Here is a 14,019-nt window from a genome sequence, read left to right as displayed (position 1 = left end):
AATACAAAAAAATCTCCTCAATTCGAGGAGATTTTTTGTATATAACTTCTTAAAAGTTAATTGCATAATACAATTTAATGCTATAAAATAAATATAACATAAAGAAATTTAAAAAAAATGGAAAAATCAGAAAAGTTTAGTTTGTCGCGAATAGTCATTTCAAATGTTACGCTTGAAAGCTGGAAAACAATTCCACATGCAGGTGTTACTTATAATGCAGATGTCGAGAATCTTTTACAGATTTTAAAAGAATATAATCTTGAAAAATCAAAAGAACAAAAGATTTCATTAAATACAGCCTTATTAAAAATCATTTCAGAAGCCTTAAAAGTCTGTCCAAAACTCAATTCTCATGTGCACTATAATTCTTTTTTGGTTTCTGGATCAACTGTTAATAAAAACAATATCGATATTTCCATGCCATTTGTACTTAATGACAGAATGATTACTGTAAATCTTCATAATCTGGAATCTAAATCTATGGAACAGATAAGAGATTATGTAAATGAGATTCGAAGAAAGTCAGAAAATACAATCATAGATGAAGCGTTAATGTCTGTAGCGGTAAAAGACACCTTAAAGGGACTTAGGAAATTAAAAATATTATCAGCTTTGCGTAGACTGATTGGCACAAAAATCGGGCCATATAGAATAAAACGAATACCTTTAAAACAGCGGCTTGCATATAAAAAGATAGATAAGTCTCAAAAATTAACAGCATATGATTTAGAGCAGGGGACAATTACAGTTTCAAATCTCGGCTCGATTTATAAAGAATGGAACGGTGAATGTACATTACTGGAGATTGTTCCTCCTCAGGTTGTAGCTATTGCTTTAAGCTCAATTAAAAAAACAGACTCAAATAGTATAATCACCTTTACAATTGCATTCGATCATCGTGCTCTGGATTTTGGAGATATTGTTCCTTTTATGAAGAAACTTGATGAATTCTTTGCATCCAAAGAGATAATTGAAGGATTTATAGCTTAGGGATAACGATTATGGAAAAAGAAACTGATGAACGTTTAACAGCAATCGAAATGAAACTTGCCTACATGGAAGACTTTGTAAATCAGATTCAGAACGTTGCTGTTGAACAGGCTAAAACAATTGATAAACTCCAGAAGGAAACAAAACTAATGGCGGACAGAATCCGTGAAATGTCTAATTCCATGGAAGGAGATATTCCTAATCGAAAGCCGTCGCATTATTAATGTTTTCATTATTTCGAAAGCTATACTGCGCTGCGCATGTTGTCTTGAAACATATAAATATTAAAAATAAACAGGCGGTTTTTCTTCTGTTTTGCTTCTTTTGCTTTCTTTTCAGCACTCCAGCAGACCAGGAGGCTTACAACACCGGCGATGAGTGCCGCTGTAATAACGATCGGTAAATAAATGAACTTATTTATTACTGCAATGCCGATTACTAGGGTAGAAATAAACGGCAGACAGAAGGTCAGTATCTTGTCAAAGATATTTGATGAAGACGTATCTGCAGAATAATGAGTCAGATAGATTGATAAACTGATAACAGCCAAAAAGATTAAAACAGTGATTACGCTTTCCATAATAGAAGCCTCCTGATTGGATAGTTTTTTTACTTTATGGCTTTTATTATAAAATACAAGAGTGCCAAGGAATGGCATTGAAAAAACAAAAGTTGTCAATGATGACTTGAAGGTCTTAGTGGCCTAATAGGGCGGAAAATTGACGCTTACATTGACGCTTACCCAATATTAAAAGTATATTATAAGTAGACAGAATATACATTATAGAAAGTGTAGGTTGGCAAAAATATAAGGTCACCGTCAATTTTGGGCCCCCTGGGGAGCTATCCAGACACCTTGTGGAACAAATGTAGTGATTTTTATGTTCCAAGGTAACAAATTTTTCCAGTCATCTTCAGTCCAGCCATCAGTATCAGCGGCTTGTTCAAAAATACAACGAAGATAATCTTCTGGATTTATACGTTATGAATTTTAGCACATTCAATAATGTAAACAAGAGACAACTTGAACGGGCTCCATCTTCTGATCCGGCAAACAGCCAGTTCTTGCGTCCAAGTACAAATTAATGCATAATTAATGGCTCTTCCTAATTTTAATTCCGGAACTACTTCGGGTTGGATTGAACCATCCAGTCATGAAACTCATTTAAGACAGGAAGAATCTTAAGTTTTCTTTGAGCAACAAATTCGTCCTCAGACAGATTCTGCTCTCTTAATCTGTTTTCAAGAAAATATATTTTCTGGATATAAAGCCAAAGCTTTTTCAGAATCTTTGGCTTATATCCTTGGCCGCATTTTACTGCATTAAAAAAACTTTCGTCTGACATGAGCCATGCATGCAACATGAATAATGAGATCATCTGGAAAGAGTTTTTCATGTTCTTCAAGGGCTGCTTCATTTGAAATTGATTTTGGTTGGAGCTGGCATCTGTCTGAAAACAGGTTTATCTTCATCAGCACTGCCTTCACAGTTTCTGCAGGCATATTTTGGGCGAACAGTAACTTCTACATAAATCTGAGCAGGAATAACCTGGAGTCGTTCAGAACGGTCTTCCCCTACTTTTACGAGTTCTGCTCCGCATGCACAGTGTTTCTCTTCTTCCGGAATGTCAAGATAAACTTCACGGCGTGGAAGATTATCTGAAAGTTTTTTTCGGCCACATACACGGCGTTTATATGCTTTTACAAGCTGGTTATTGAACGGACCTTCATTTGCAACTGTGTCTTCAATTTCTTCTTCTGATGGAATATAAGCTTCATCCTCAAAATCAAACAGACTTGGCTGCTTATCAGCTTTTTCTGAACGGGCACAGAATCTGTATCTTAATTGTGTAGCAAGTTTTTCCTGTAACTGAAGGATTTCCAGATTTTTCTTTTCTATTTCAATACGCGGCTTGACCGCGTGTCGGTACTTTGAAATGCGTGATACGTTCATATCGCAGATGGATTTCCTGTTCCATCAACCAATTTTTTTTATCCCATATTTAAATCAATCTCTATTAGGGTTGACGACCCTCCAAAAATTGCCGGTCGTCATACGTCATAATCCTTTGCAATAAAAGAATCAATTTCCGCAATATATTTCATCCGTTTAGGATAGTCCCAGGTCTGTTCAATTTTTGCGGTGTAAAGCATTTCTGGATTAGTTGTCATATTTCTCCTTTTTGGAGGGGAAAGCCTTCCCCTGCCTGCAGCCCGCAAGCGGTCTTCCGCCACCCTTTCTAGCGGGCTCAATCGCACCCGCAACGCCCGCTAATTTCTAAAAAATCTTCACCAGTTCCCCAAGATTATCAACAGTGAAATCTGGCTGCTGCTCTGGTCCCTGTAACTGCCATAACCCACCGCCCCCCTGTCGAATCCACACAGTTTTCATTCCCATTTTCTTAGCAGGAACAACATCATTATCGATTCTGTCACCAATCATAACCGCATGTTCAGCTTTGCAGTCAGCCCGCCCAAGAGCAATTTCAAAAATCCGTGGATCGGGTTTTGAAACCCCTTCTTCAGCAGAAGCAATCACCAGATCAATAAACTGCAGAATACCCCATGCCTGCAGACGAGCCGCAGTTCCTAAACTTTGATTTGCAATTACTCCAATTTTATATTTTGCTTTTAAAGCTTTTAAAACTTCAACAGTTTCTGGATACAAACGCTCGTCTTCTTTAGGCCATTTTGGCTTTGGAATTCCATATTTGTCCATTACCGCCAGATCGCCCTTATCGTTTTGTCTGTAAAAATCCAGAGCTTCTTCCTGAATCAGTTCATAAGGTTTACCGATTAAAGCAGCCGCTTCCCGAAGTCTGGTTTCGTAAGCCTTACTTTCATCAACCAGTGTGTTTCCCACATCAAAAAATAACCATTCTATACACATTTTTTTTTTTAAATTATAGCATAATCTTCGGTTGACGACCCTCCAAAAATTGCCGGTCGTCATACCTGTCTTAAACATAACAATTTCTGTTTGTTTGGTTATTCCATTATATCACGCAAATTTCTCGAAATGAAGTTCTTCATGCATCTTTGTAAAGTCAATTCCAGTTAACAACATTGCCATCTGAAACTTCTCGATTACTGGTTCTGTAGCAGCTTCTACTTCAACAAAATCTGAAATTTTTATTGCAGGTTGTTTAGGTGGATTCTGATCCCTGTATGATGACATTTTCTCATCAATGGCTTTTGTGATTGTTTCTTTTTTGATGTGATTTAGTTCGCAAAAATTATCTATGGACAGATTTGATGCTGCAAATCTGTCTAACCATACTTCTCTTTTTGCTTTTGTCTCGATTAAATTCAAAATGGCCTCCGTTCTGGAGACCATTCTATTATGTAAATTTGAGTAATTTTAGGTGGTGATAATTAGACGCTTACATATAAGTAATACAAAAAAATCTCCTCTGTTGGAGGAGATTTTATATTAATTTCGCATGTTTCTTAAAGGGGATTTTATTAGAACTAGAATGAACCTCTTCTATTATGTGGGGCTAAGCTTCATTGTCCATTTAAAAACCACTTAAGAGAAGAAAATTGAGTAAATAAATCAGAAGGGTTAATTAGCTGTATGCTACAAAGAATAAAATAAGTCCAATTATCTGCATTTCCTGATTTTTTTACTTTTGGATGCCCTTTATCATCATTTAAGTAACTTTCATTACGAGTAGAATCACCTTCTCCTTCTTGAGGTGTATAAAGACGTAATCTATCAGAATCAGAATCTAGATATGAATTATATGGCTGTAATAAAATCTGTTTATCACTAAATCCAGACAAATGGTATATTTCTGCAAATCGCTTGTTTTCTCTATCAAGAACTCTGCACATATCATTAAATAAATGCATTGAAATATGACAACATTCATGTAATATGGTTTGAATACATTTATGATATATACATTTGTTCGCGAAATCAAAAAAAGGATTAAATAAAAAAATTTTTTTATTTATCAAACTTTCATTATAAGGTGGTGAACCACCAACATCTTCTCTGCCATGATCGGTATCATCATATAAAAATTTGACTCTATTTGGATTGGCATCAGCAGTAACTGGTAATGGAAAAGATACATTAAGATCAAATGTAGAAAGTAAATTAGTAAGTTCACTTAGTTTATTTGAAATCAAACTATTTGAAGTTATATCAAGTCCGAGTAATTCCTGGATATTTTGATTGTATTTTATAGGAGTAATTTTTATTTCGTCCTGTAAAATTCTTACGTCGTGGATAAGTGCAAGGATTATCCGTTCTATTAAATATTGATATTGTTTATTTTCAATTTGTTTTAGTGCCATCTATAAATCCCTCTCTATTTTTCTATATAGTCGTTTTAGACTAGATGGTAATTAGTAACAAAAAATGAGGAATATTTCCAATGTGTTTTTCCTTTGGGAAACAAACCTCGATTTTTGTTCATATCTCTATCTTTAAACTAACAGAATTGCTAATTACCCCTGATTGTCCAAAATCTTGTTATATTTATCAATTAAGCAATCGATACCATTTGGATTTTCATCAGGTACGATTGTTAATTCCATCTTACAGTTGGCTCCGTTGCCGAACACTCCCTTATTGAAAGAAACACTTACGTTATCATCCTTTTCATCAATTTGAAATTCAAAATTGAATGTTGCTTTTTCAATTTTTGAAGATCTTACAGGAACAAGTGTTATAAGCGGAACTTCCAGTTGTTTTTGTTCAATCGTATTATTTTCTCCTACAACGGGATAATCCATTTTTATAGTTTTTGGAGTAAAATATTCTTCATTTGTTTGACTGGATTTAGATTTATTGAAATAAGTTTCAAAAAGTTCCAGATTATTTTTCATAAGCGAGTCTGATGCATAATTTACTGCTGTATGAAGAATTTTTAAGAAATCTTCTAATTTCATTTATTATGCCCTTCCCGCCTTAACCTTTAATTCTTCAAATTTTGTCATTGCAGTTTCAACTTTTGAATAACTGCTTTGACATAATCCAACTGTAGCACTGCAATTAGGACATGAAAACTTTACACCGCTCAAAAGTGAATATACTTCAATTCTAATAGGTGTCTGACAAACAGGACAGTTAATCTGTGTATTTTCCATATTTATTCTTTCTCCTTAATCTGTTTTGGATTTATATTTTTTGTATAAATATCCAGAATTGTTGTTATTCCTCTTGAAAGAGGAATTTGTTTAGCTTCTATACTTACCGCCATATTACTTTTTGTATCTGTTTTATCATTTTGATTGGAATATTTTGCACCAATGTAAGCTTTATTTTTTATAAGATCAGGATCTGCCTTATTGTTTTTTTCTCCCTTATGATTTACAACTGTAGTAATTTCCATATTGAAATCAATCTTAGCATTATCAATGGCAATATTATTCATTGGAAGAATACTAAGCAAAGGTACTTGAAAAACAAGGCTGTTTCCTTCACTGTCACTAATTTCCATATCAATTAATACAGGCTTATATATAATGTCGTTACCAATTCTTGTTGCATTAAAACAGTATTCAAGTATATATTGTGCCTGACCACTGAGCATTACACAGTTAGCCTTTGAAATTGCATTTAATGGTGCACTTATCATCGACTCTATGTTTTGCCCAGAGGTTACAGGTGGAGTATAAAATCTATCTTTCAATAAAATTTTATTTTTTTCCATCTTTTCTTAAAAATTAATCTCCTCAGTAGTTTTTTTGGAGTATTTTTTTATTGTTGCGGTTTAGGAATTTCAATAGGTGAAATATTCTGTGAGAATGCATCAATGATTGTATTAACCCCTCTAGGTAAAGGTAATTGACCAGCATGAACATCTACTGAATACTTTGCTGAATTTGAATTCTCATAATGTGTATCATGTGTTCTGGAATCTTCTGATGAATAACTTACTTTACCAGAAATTGAAACACTGAATGGGCCCCAGCCAGCCTTTCCTTCAAGAGTGGCTTCTGCATTTGTGCTCTTTTTTGATTCTTCTTTCTCTGTTTCGGATGAACTTGTTTTTACTTCCATCTCGAAGTGAATTGATGTTGAATCAACTCCCAATGAGTTTATAGGAATGATTGTTAATAGAGGCAGATCGAATTTCGTTTCAAGATTTTCAATCTTTGCTTCTCCAGCATCATCATAACTTATAACACCCCTAGATAACGACATTTGAATCATTATAGGGGTGTAATTCTTCGTTTGCTCATCATAATTGAAACAAGTATCAAGTAAATAATGAGTTTGTGAAATTCCCATCTGGGCATTGGCTTTTGTTACAGCATTTAACGGGCCTCCGATAAGATCCTCCATTGGTAAACCTGAAAATTGCTGTGCAATTCCTAAAGCATTGTTTGGCATATGCTCTCCTTTTTTTTTAATTCTGTTTCAGAATTAATTTTTTATTATTTTTTAGGGTTAACAACCCTTAAAAGTGCTTTGATGATGATTGGAGTTTACAATATGCCAAGCACACAATCAGCACATAAAAATTAAAAAAGAAGCAACAAAACCGCACATTTTTTTTATACTTTTTATGACCTTTGCTTAAAATGTTATAGAATTTCACTTATAAAAGTGACATTTGTCATATTTTGTCTAATATTTTAGTAAATTCCTGCGAATTCATAACCAGCTTCAGTAACAGCGGCCTTGATAATTTCCTCGTCTATAGTTTTTGTGACCTCAAGAGAAACGAGATTTTCTTTATGAGAAGCAGTTGCTGTTGTGATTCCATCAATTGCTTCGAGGGCTTTTTTTACATGGGCTTCGCAGTGTTCGCACATCATTCCATTTACTTTGATTTTCATAGTGTTCTCCTTGTTAAGATTTGTTTGTTCTATAAGATTTCCCTGAACGGGATTCTTTACTGATTTATCTTTTATTGAGTTATAAACTTTTATGAAGTTTAAACGCAATGCATTTGTAACAACACAGAAACTTGAAAGCCCCATTGCTGCAGCTCCGAACATTGGATTTAGTGTCCAGCCGAAAGCTGCTACATAACAACCGGCAGCCAGTGGAATTCCGATAACATTATAGAAGAATGCCCAGAAGAGATTTTCATGAATGTTACGTAAGGATGCTCGGGAAATACGGATTGCAGCAGCTACATCCATTAATGAGTTTTTCATGAGTACAACATCAGCAGCATCAATAGCCACATCTGTTCCAGCGCCAATAGCAATTCCAAGATCTGCAGCTGTAAGTGCCGGAGCATCATTTATACCGTCTCCAACCATAGTCACTTTACCATGCTTCATTAGTTCACGAATTACAGCTTCTTTACCTTCGGGTTTTACAGAAGCAATAACTTCATCTACCCCAGCCTGCTTACCAATTGCGTTGGCTGTTGTTATATTATCACCAGTAAGCATAACAACATGAATTCCCATTTTCTTTAATTGCAGAATTGCTTCCGGGGAATCTTCTTTTATTGTATCTGCAACTGCAATAATACCAAGAAGCTTATTCTCTTCTGTAAATAAAACTGGTGTTTTTCCCTGCGAAGAAAGTTCTGTAAGTTTTGTTTTGATAGAACTGATATCTGCAGTAGTTTGTTTTCCTATAAAATCTATATTTCCACCAAAACAGTTTTTACCATTTACGATTGCTTTAAGTCCGTTTCCTGCAATAGTCTTAAAATCTGTTGTTTCAGAAAAAACTGTTTCCGCATTTTTACTGTATTCTACAATTGCCTTAGAAATAGGATGTTCACTCTTTGATTCGAGAGAATATGCAACAGAGAGTAAATCAGAATTGGAGATTCCATCTGCTGCAATTACATCTGTTACTTTCATAATTCCAGTTGTGATGGTTCCGGTTTTATCCAGAGCAATAATTTGTGTACGACCGGCCTGTTCAAGTGCTGCAGAAGTTTTAAACAGAATACCAGATTTAGCCCCAATTCCATTTCCTACCATAATGGCTACAGGAGTTGCAAGTCCAAGTGCACAAGGACAACTGATAACAAGTACAGAAACAGCACGCGCAATTGCATACCCGAAACTCTGACCTGCAATTAACCATGCTGCAAGTGTGACAACTGCAATACCGATTACAGCCGGTACAAAAATACCAGAAACCTTATCTGCAATTTTTGCGATTGGTGCTTTTGTTGCTGCTGCGTCACTAACCATTTTAATGATTTCAGAAAGTGTCGTATCTTCTCCAACTCGTGTTGCACGACATACCATATAACCTGAAGTATTTATTGTTGCAGAAGTTACTTTATCACCAGTTTGTTTTTCAACCGGGACACTTTCTCCAGTTATTGCAGATTCATTTACTGCACTCTGTCCTTCAGTAACTATTCCATCTACAGGAATCTTATCTCCAGGGCGAACAACAAAAAGATCTCCAACCTTTACCTCATCAATTGAAACTGTCTGCTCTTTACCATCAATCAGAAGAACTGCAGTTTCCGGAACAAGCTTCATAAGAGCTTTGAGTGCATTTGTGGTTTTTCCTTTTGATTTTGCTTCCAGCATTTTTCCTACTGTGATAAGAGTAAGAATCATTGCTGCAGATTCAAAGTAAAACTGATTCATGTAATACATAATCTGATCTGACTGATTATGTAAAACTGCATCAGTCATTGCAAAAAGTGCAAAAACACTATAACCGAAAGATGCTGTGGCTCCCAAGGCAATCAGTGTATCCATATTAGGAGATTTATGTACCAATCCTTTGAAACCACTTATAAAAAATTTCTGATTAATAATCATAACAAGGGTTGAAATCAAAAGTTCATATAAGCCCATTGCAACATGGTTTCCGTCAAGAAAAGAAGGAAGCGGCCAGTTCCACATCATATGTCCCATTGAAACATACATCAGTGGAATCAAAAGAATTACAGAGGCAATAAGACGCTTCTTCATTTTTGGAGTCTCTGTGTCTTTTAGACTTTCTGAGTAATCTGGTTTTGATGTTTTTGATCCTGATTGTTTTAGGTTTGCTCCATAACCAGCTTCTTCAACAGCCTTGATTATTAATTCTGGTGAAGCAGTTCCTTCAACCCCCATTGAGTTTGTAAGAAGACTGACAGCACAACTATTAACACCTGGAACTGCACTGACAGCTTTTTCTACTCGTGTCTGACATGCAGCACAACTCATACCTGTTACATTATATTGTTCCATTCAAAGATCTCCTTTTATTTCATCAGTTTCTGAAGTGTACTTGCCAGCTCGTCAATAATCTCATCATTTCCTGAACGGATATTTTCGGCAACACAAGTCCGTAAGTGATTACCGAGTAAAACTTTATTAAAGCTGTTGAGTGCAGAAGTGATTGCAGAAACCTGCATAAGAATATCTGTGCAATAGGCGCCGTTTTCAACCATTCCCTCTACCCCACGCACCTGACCTTCAATTCGTTTCAGACGGTTCATTAAATCTTTATATTCCGTATCAGTTCTTTCCTTGTGTTTTCCAGAACAGTATGGACAGCTTTCTGTTTCTGCTTCGTGATTTTCTTCATGACAACAAGCTTTTGACATATTTCACCTCATAAAATAACATACCCCCAAGGGGTATACCTTTTAGTATGAGTATATACCTCCTGGGGGTATGTGTCAATATGTATTGTACACAATTTAATATATATTTATAGTTTTTTGATTACATTAATCATTTCAATTGCAGCGAGTGCACATTCTGTTCCCTTATTGCCTGCTTTTGATCCAGAACGTTCTACAGCCTGTTCAATGTTTTCTGTTGTAAGAACTCCGAATAAAACCGGGATTCCGGCTTCCAATGAAACCTGAGCAATTCCTTTTGATACTTCATTGCAGACATAATCATAATGTGATGTTGCACCGCGGATTACAGCTCCAAGGCAGATAATTGCGTCATACTGCTTTTGTTCCGCCATTTTTTTTGCAATTACCGGGATTTCAAAAGCTCCCGGAACTTTTACCAGTGTGATATTTTCTTCTTTGATGTTGTGGCGCTTTAAGCCGTCAAGAGCTCCGTCTACAAGGCGGCCTACAACAAAATCGTTGAATCTTGAAGCTATGATTCCGATTTTTATTTTTTCTGATTCTGCAACTACATTTCCTTCGATAATTTTCATTTTGATTACTCCTGTAATATTTATAGGTTTGTGAGCTTATGGCCCATTTTGATTTTTTTAGTCATAAGATAATTTCTGTTTATTGGATTTGACGGTATTTCCAGAGGAACTCTTTCTGTAATTGTGATTCCGCTGGATTCTACCTGGAAGGAATCTACCTTATCCGGGTTATTTGTCATCAATCTGATTTTAGAAACTCCGAGATCTCTTAAAATCTGAACTCCTTCCGTATAATCGCGGAGGTCTGGCGCAAATCCAAGTTTAAGATTTGCTTCAATTGTGTCTAAGCCCTGTTCCTGCAAAGAATAAGCTTTAATCTTATTTATAAGACCAATGCCACGACCTTCCTGCCGAAGATAAACTAACACTCCCCTGTTTTCTAGACTGATTTTTCTTAAAGCTGCTTCGAGCTGCTGGCCGCAGTCGCACTTAAGGGATCCAAAAGTATCTCCAGTCATACATTCAGAATGAACGCGGCACAGAACACTTTCTTCTGTTGAAAGATCTCCCATCCAGAGTGCAACATGCTCAACTCCGGTGTATTTATTTTTATAGCCGGCCATATTAAAGTTGCCGTACTTTGTGGGAAGTTTTGCCTGGGCCTGCTTTTCGATAATCTGTTCGGATTTCTTTCTGTAAGAAATTAAATCTTCAATCGAAATGATTTTGAGGTTATGGGTTAGAGAAAGTTCCATAAGCTGTTTAAGCCGCATCATATGGCCGTCTTCTTCCATAATTTCACAGCAAAGCCCACAGCTTTGAAAGCCTGCAATCTTACATAAATCTGTTGTTGCTTCTGTATGGCCGTTTCTTACAAGTACCCCGCCTTCTTTTGCAACAAGCGGAAACATGTGGCCAGGACGGCGGAAATCTTCCGGCTTAGATTCCGGATTTACAAGCATTCTTGCAGTAAGGCTTCTGTCGTAAGCAGAAATACCAGTTGTTGTATCTTTATGATCAATGCTCACTGTAAAGGCTGTTTCGTGATTATCTGTGTTACGGCTTGTCATAGGATTTAAGTCGAATCTCTTGGCAAAGGCCTCTGTCATTGGCACGCAGATTAAGCCCCGTCCATATTTAGCCATAAAGTTCAGGTTTTCAGGGCTTGCTGTTTCTGCTGCACAGATTAAGTCGCCTTCGTTTTCGCGGCTTTCGTCATCAATTACAACGATCAGCTTTCCTTTTCTTAAATCTTCCAGAGCTTCTTCAACAGTATTTAATTTGTAATTCATATTTTTCTCCTGATGTATTTTCCAAGAATGTCGCATTCAATATTTACGCTGTCTCCATTTTTCAAAAACTGCAGGTTTGTGTTTTGAATTGTGTGAGGAATTATTGCCACAGAAAAACTTGTATCGGTAAAATCTGCAATTGTAAGTGAAATGCCGTTTACCGTAATTGAGCCTTTTTTTACAATGCCATCCGTAATTTCTTTTGAGCAACTGAAAGTGTAAATAAAGGAATTGTCTTCGCGGGTGATTTTCAAAAGCGTTGCAGTTCCATCAATATGGCCAGTAACAAAATGTCCTCCGAATCTTCCGTTGTTGAGCATTGCCCGTTCAAGATTTACTTTTGAATTGGTTTTGAGCTGAGAAAATTCTGTCTTTCTGATTGTTTCAGGGCTTACATCTGCAAAAACAACCTTATTGTTCTGAAGGCTTGTAACTGTGAGGCAGACTCCGTTTACACAAAGGCTGTCTCCGGTTTTTAAGTCATCAAAGGTAATTCCTGTTCTTATTCCGAGTCTGATTGCATTTCCTGTTTTTCTGATTGTAGTGACAGTTCCGATTTCTTCAACTATTCCCGTGAACATAACTTACCTCCGTTCACTGCGGGATTTTCTGAAAACTCAATTAAGGTGTCGCTGTTAAAAAGTTTTACCTGCGGCGTGCTTGTGATTTTTGCACGGAAGTTTTCACTTATAAAATTTGCTCCGACATAAACCTGAAGTATATTTACAAGATTTTTTGATATTAGGGCCTCTGCAAGTTTTCCTGAGCTTTCTACAAGGATGCTGTCAAATCCCCGTTTCCCGAGTTCTCCCAAAACAAAGTCCAGATCCAGATGTCTCTGGGAAAGCGGAGTTCTTATCAATTCAACGCCATGCATCGCCGCGAGTTTTCGGACTTTAAAAGCCCTCCTTTTGTGATAAAAGATGATTACCGGCGCGGACTGGCGTGCGGATGTTTTTGAGAACTCTGTAAACTCCTCTTCCCCTGCTGCAGTATTAAGAACTCTCGCCCCCGTCTTAATCTTAAGTCTCTTATCAAGAATAATCCGTATCGGCTGATGTGCATTCTCAGCAAGTCTGTTTGTTAAAAGGCAGTCATCAGTATTTACAGTTTTACTGCTCACCATAATGCCCATAACTTCGCTGCGGGATTTATGAACTTCTGTCATAGATGCCGAGCCGGAAATCTGCTTATTCCCATGTTTAATAATCGAAGTTCCGTTCAGGCTCATTGCGTATTTGAGTGTAACAAAAGGTCTTTTAGTTTTTATGAAATGAAAAAAATAAGGATTGATTTTATCACATTCATCGCGAAGTATATTTTCAAAAACTTTTATATTATGTTCACGAAGAAGTTTTACCCCTTGTCCGTTTACAAGAGGATTTGGGTCTGCAGAACCGATGTATACTTCTGCAATTCCTCTTTCAATTATGATTTGTGTACATGGCGGCTGTTTTCCCTGATGACAGCAAGGCTCAAGTGTTACAAAAAGTGAAGCTCCCCTGCAAACGTTTTCATCTCCGGAAGTCTCAATTGCATTTAAAATTGCATTACGTTCTGCGTGGGCTTCTCCAAAACGTTCGTGATATCCTTTGCCTATTATTTTACAGTCTTTGACAATTACAGCCCCCACAAGAGGATTCGGATTTACATACCCCTTGCCTTTCAGAGCCAGTTCAATTGCTGATTGCATATAGTTTGATATAAAACTATCTAACATGATATTAGTTTTAT

The 14,019-nt window shown here is 36.4% G+C and carries 18 protein-coding genes; 2 read left to right on the top strand and 16 right to left on the bottom strand.

The window, feature by feature from the left end; all coding sequences use genetic code 11:
- Positions 1-117 precede the first annotated feature (117 nt).
- Positions 118-990, top strand: a complete 873-nt coding sequence (locus tag AABJ44_RS08460; RefSeq protein WP_338368462.1) for a 2-oxo acid dehydrogenase subunit E2 — start codon at positions 118-120, stop codon at positions 988-990.
- Positions 991-1,001: 11 nt separating this feature from the next.
- Positions 1,002-1,214, top strand: a complete 213-nt coding sequence (locus AABJ44_RS08455; protein ID WP_338368461.1) for a SlyX family protein — start codon at positions 1,002-1,004, stop codon at positions 1,212-1,214.
- Positions 1,215-1,234: 20 nt separating this feature from the next.
- On the opposite strand, the gene AABJ44_RS08450 is transcribed toward AABJ44_RS08455, so the two are convergent.
- The 16 genes from AABJ44_RS08450 to ribD form a co-directional block, all read right to left on the bottom strand.
- The gene (locus AABJ44_RS08450; RefSeq protein WP_338368460.1) at positions 1,235-1,570 is read right to left on the bottom strand and encodes a hypothetical protein; all 336 of its coding nucleotides are present in this window, start codon (positions 1,568-1,570) and stop codon (positions 1,235-1,237) included.
- A 544-nt stretch (positions 1,571-2,114) separates the two neighbouring features.
- Entirely contained in the window at positions 2,115-2,408 is a 294-nt protein-coding gene (locus tag AABJ44_RS08445; RefSeq protein WP_338368459.1) for a hypothetical protein, read from the bottom strand.
- The gene (locus tag AABJ44_RS08440) at positions 2,405-2,944 is read right to left on the bottom strand and encodes an IS66 family transposase zinc-finger binding domain-containing protein (protein ID WP_338368458.1); all 540 of its coding nucleotides are present in this window, start codon (positions 2,942-2,944) and stop codon (positions 2,405-2,407) included. The genes AABJ44_RS08445 and AABJ44_RS08440 overlap by 4 nt, the downstream gene beginning before the upstream one ends.
- Before the next feature lie 324 nt (positions 2,945-3,268).
- The gene (locus AABJ44_RS08435; protein ID WP_338368457.1) at positions 3,269-3,880 is read right to left on the bottom strand and encodes an HAD family hydrolase; all 612 of its coding nucleotides are present in this window, start codon (positions 3,878-3,880) and stop codon (positions 3,269-3,271) included.
- Positions 3,881-3,991: 111 nt separating this feature from the next.
- Positions 3,992-4,303, bottom strand: a complete 312-nt coding sequence (locus AABJ44_RS08430) for a hypothetical protein (protein WP_338368456.1) — start codon at positions 4,301-4,303, stop codon at positions 3,992-3,994.
- A 194-nt stretch (positions 4,304-4,497) separates the two neighbouring features.
- The gene (locus AABJ44_RS08425; protein ID WP_338368455.1) at positions 4,498-5,295 is read right to left on the bottom strand and encodes a hypothetical protein; all 798 of its coding nucleotides are present in this window, start codon (positions 5,293-5,295) and stop codon (positions 4,498-4,500) included.
- Between the two features lie 153 nt (positions 5,296-5,448).
- Positions 5,449-5,892: a DUF2589 domain-containing protein gene (locus tag AABJ44_RS08420; RefSeq protein ID WP_074640432.1), complete on the bottom strand. Its 444-nt coding sequence runs from the start codon at positions 5,890-5,892 to the stop codon at positions 5,449-5,451.
- Positions 5,893-5,895: 3 nt separating this feature from the next.
- Positions 5,896-6,090 (bottom strand): hypothetical protein, encoded by a 195-nt coding sequence (locus AABJ44_RS08415; protein WP_074640434.1) that lies wholly within the window; start codon positions 6,088-6,090, stop codon positions 5,896-5,898.
- Positions 6,091-6,092: 2 nt separating this feature from the next.
- Complete coding sequence (locus AABJ44_RS08410; RefSeq protein ID WP_074640435.1) at positions 6,093-6,656, bottom strand: DUF2589 domain-containing protein; 564 nt, start codon at positions 6,654-6,656, stop codon at positions 6,093-6,095.
- A 47-nt stretch (positions 6,657-6,703) separates the two neighbouring features.
- Positions 6,704-7,339 carry a DUF2589 domain-containing protein gene (locus AABJ44_RS08405; protein ID WP_338368454.1) on the bottom strand — a complete coding sequence of 212 codons (636 nt, stop codon included), beginning with the start codon at positions 7,337-7,339 and terminating at the stop codon, positions 6,704-6,706.
- Between the two features lie 245 nt (positions 7,340-7,584).
- On the bottom strand, positions 7,585-10,119 hold the full coding sequence (locus AABJ44_RS08400; protein ID WP_338368453.1) for a heavy metal translocating P-type ATPase: 2,535 nt from the start codon (positions 10,117-10,119) through the stop codon (positions 7,585-7,587).
- 14 nt (positions 10,120-10,133) lie between these two features.
- A complete protein-coding gene (locus AABJ44_RS08395; RefSeq protein ID WP_338368452.1) occupies positions 10,134-10,478 on the bottom strand; it encodes a metal-sensing transcriptional repressor in 345 nt (114 codons plus the stop codon).
- A gap of 107 nt (positions 10,479-10,585) precedes the next feature.
- Positions 10,586-11,053 carry a 6,7-dimethyl-8-ribityllumazine synthase gene (gene ribH, locus AABJ44_RS08390; RefSeq protein WP_338368451.1) on the bottom strand — a complete coding sequence of 156 codons (468 nt, stop codon included), beginning with the start codon at positions 11,051-11,053 and terminating at the stop codon, positions 10,586-10,588.
- Between the two features lie 20 nt (positions 11,054-11,073).
- Positions 11,074-12,285: a bifunctional 3,4-dihydroxy-2-butanone-4-phosphate synthase/GTP cyclohydrolase II gene (locus AABJ44_RS08385; RefSeq protein WP_338368450.1), complete on the bottom strand. Its 1,212-nt coding sequence runs from the start codon at positions 12,283-12,285 to the stop codon at positions 11,074-11,076.
- Complete coding sequence (locus AABJ44_RS08380) at positions 12,282-12,866, bottom strand: riboflavin synthase (RefSeq protein ID WP_338368449.1); 585 nt, start codon at positions 12,864-12,866, stop codon at positions 12,282-12,284. The genes AABJ44_RS08385 and AABJ44_RS08380 overlap by 4 nt, the downstream gene beginning before the upstream one ends.
- The gene (gene ribD / locus AABJ44_RS08375) at positions 12,851-13,978 is read right to left on the bottom strand and encodes a bifunctional diaminohydroxyphosphoribosylaminopyrimidine deaminase/5-amino-6-(5-phosphoribosylamino)uracil reductase RibD (RefSeq protein WP_338368448.1); all 1,128 of its coding nucleotides are present in this window, start codon (positions 13,976-13,978) and stop codon (positions 12,851-12,853) included. Before ribD ends, AABJ44_RS08380 begins: the two co-directional genes overlap by 16 nt.
- Between the last annotated feature and the right edge of the window lie 41 nt (positions 13,979-14,019).

Origin of the sequence: Treponema bryantii, from assembly GCF_036492245.1 — a bacterium.
GTDB lineage: Bacteria > Spirochaetota > Spirochaetia > Treponematales > Treponemataceae > Treponema_D > Treponema_D bryantii_C.
This window is presented reverse-complemented; position numbering and strand designations above follow the sequence as displayed.

Bases quoted from the DNA above. Each gene is read 5' to 3' on its own strand.
- AABJ44_RS08460 (WP_338368462.1), top strand. From the start codon at position 118: ATGGAAAAATCAGAAAAGTTTAGTTTGTCGCGAATAGTCATTTCAAAT.
- AABJ44_RS08455 (WP_338368461.1), top strand. From the start codon at position 1,002: ATGGAAAAAGAAACTGATGAACGTTTAACAGCAATCGAAATGAAACTT.
- AABJ44_RS08450 (WP_338368460.1), bottom strand. From the start codon at position 1,570: ATGGAAAGCGTAATCACTGTTTTAATCTTTTTGGCTGTTATCAGTTTA.
- AABJ44_RS08445 (WP_338368459.1), bottom strand. From the start codon at position 2,408: ATGAAGCAGCCCTTGAAGAACATGAAAAACTCTTTCCAGATGATCTCA.
- AABJ44_RS08440 (WP_338368458.1), bottom strand. From the start codon at position 2,944: ATGAACGTATCACGCATTTCAAAGTACCGACACGCGGTCAAGCCGCGT.
- AABJ44_RS08435 (WP_338368457.1), bottom strand. From the start codon at position 3,880: ATGTGTATAGAATGGTTATTTTTTGATGTGGGAAACACACTGGTTGAT.
- AABJ44_RS08425 (WP_338368455.1), bottom strand. From the start codon at position 5,295: ATGGCACTAAAACAAATTGAAAATAAACAATATCAATATTTAATAGAA.
- AABJ44_RS08420 (WP_074640432.1), bottom strand. From the start codon at position 5,892: ATGAAATTAGAAGATTTCTTAAAAATTCTTCATACAGCAGTAAATTAT.
- AABJ44_RS08415 (WP_074640434.1), bottom strand. From the start codon at position 6,090: ATGGAAAATACACAGATTAACTGTCCTGTTTGTCAGACACCTATTAGA.
- AABJ44_RS08410 (WP_074640435.1), bottom strand. From the start codon at position 6,656: ATGGAAAAAAATAAAATTTTATTGAAAGATAGATTTTATACTCCACCT.
- AABJ44_RS08405 (WP_338368454.1), bottom strand. From the start codon at position 7,339: ATGCCAAACAATGCTTTAGGAATTGCACAGCAATTTTCAGGTTTACCA.
- AABJ44_RS08400 (WP_338368453.1), bottom strand. From the start codon at position 10,119: ATGGAACAATATAATGTAACAGGTATGAGTTGTGCTGCATGTCAGACA.
- AABJ44_RS08395 (WP_338368452.1), bottom strand. From the start codon at position 10,478: ATGTCAAAAGCTTGTTGTCATGAAGAAAATCACGAAGCAGAAACAGAA.
- ribH (WP_338368451.1), bottom strand. From the start codon at position 11,053: ATGAAAATTATCGAAGGAAATGTAGTTGCAGAATCAGAAAAAATAAAA.
- AABJ44_RS08385 (WP_338368450.1), bottom strand. From the start codon at position 12,285: ATGAATTACAAATTAAATACTGTTGAAGAAGCTCTGGAAGATTTAAGA.
- AABJ44_RS08380 (WP_338368449.1), bottom strand. From the start codon at position 12,866: ATGTTCACGGGAATAGTTGAAGAAATCGGAACTGTCACTACAATCAGA.
- ribD (WP_338368448.1), bottom strand. From the start codon at position 13,978: ATGCAATCAGCAATTGAACTGGCTCTGAAAGGCAAGGGGTATGTAAAT.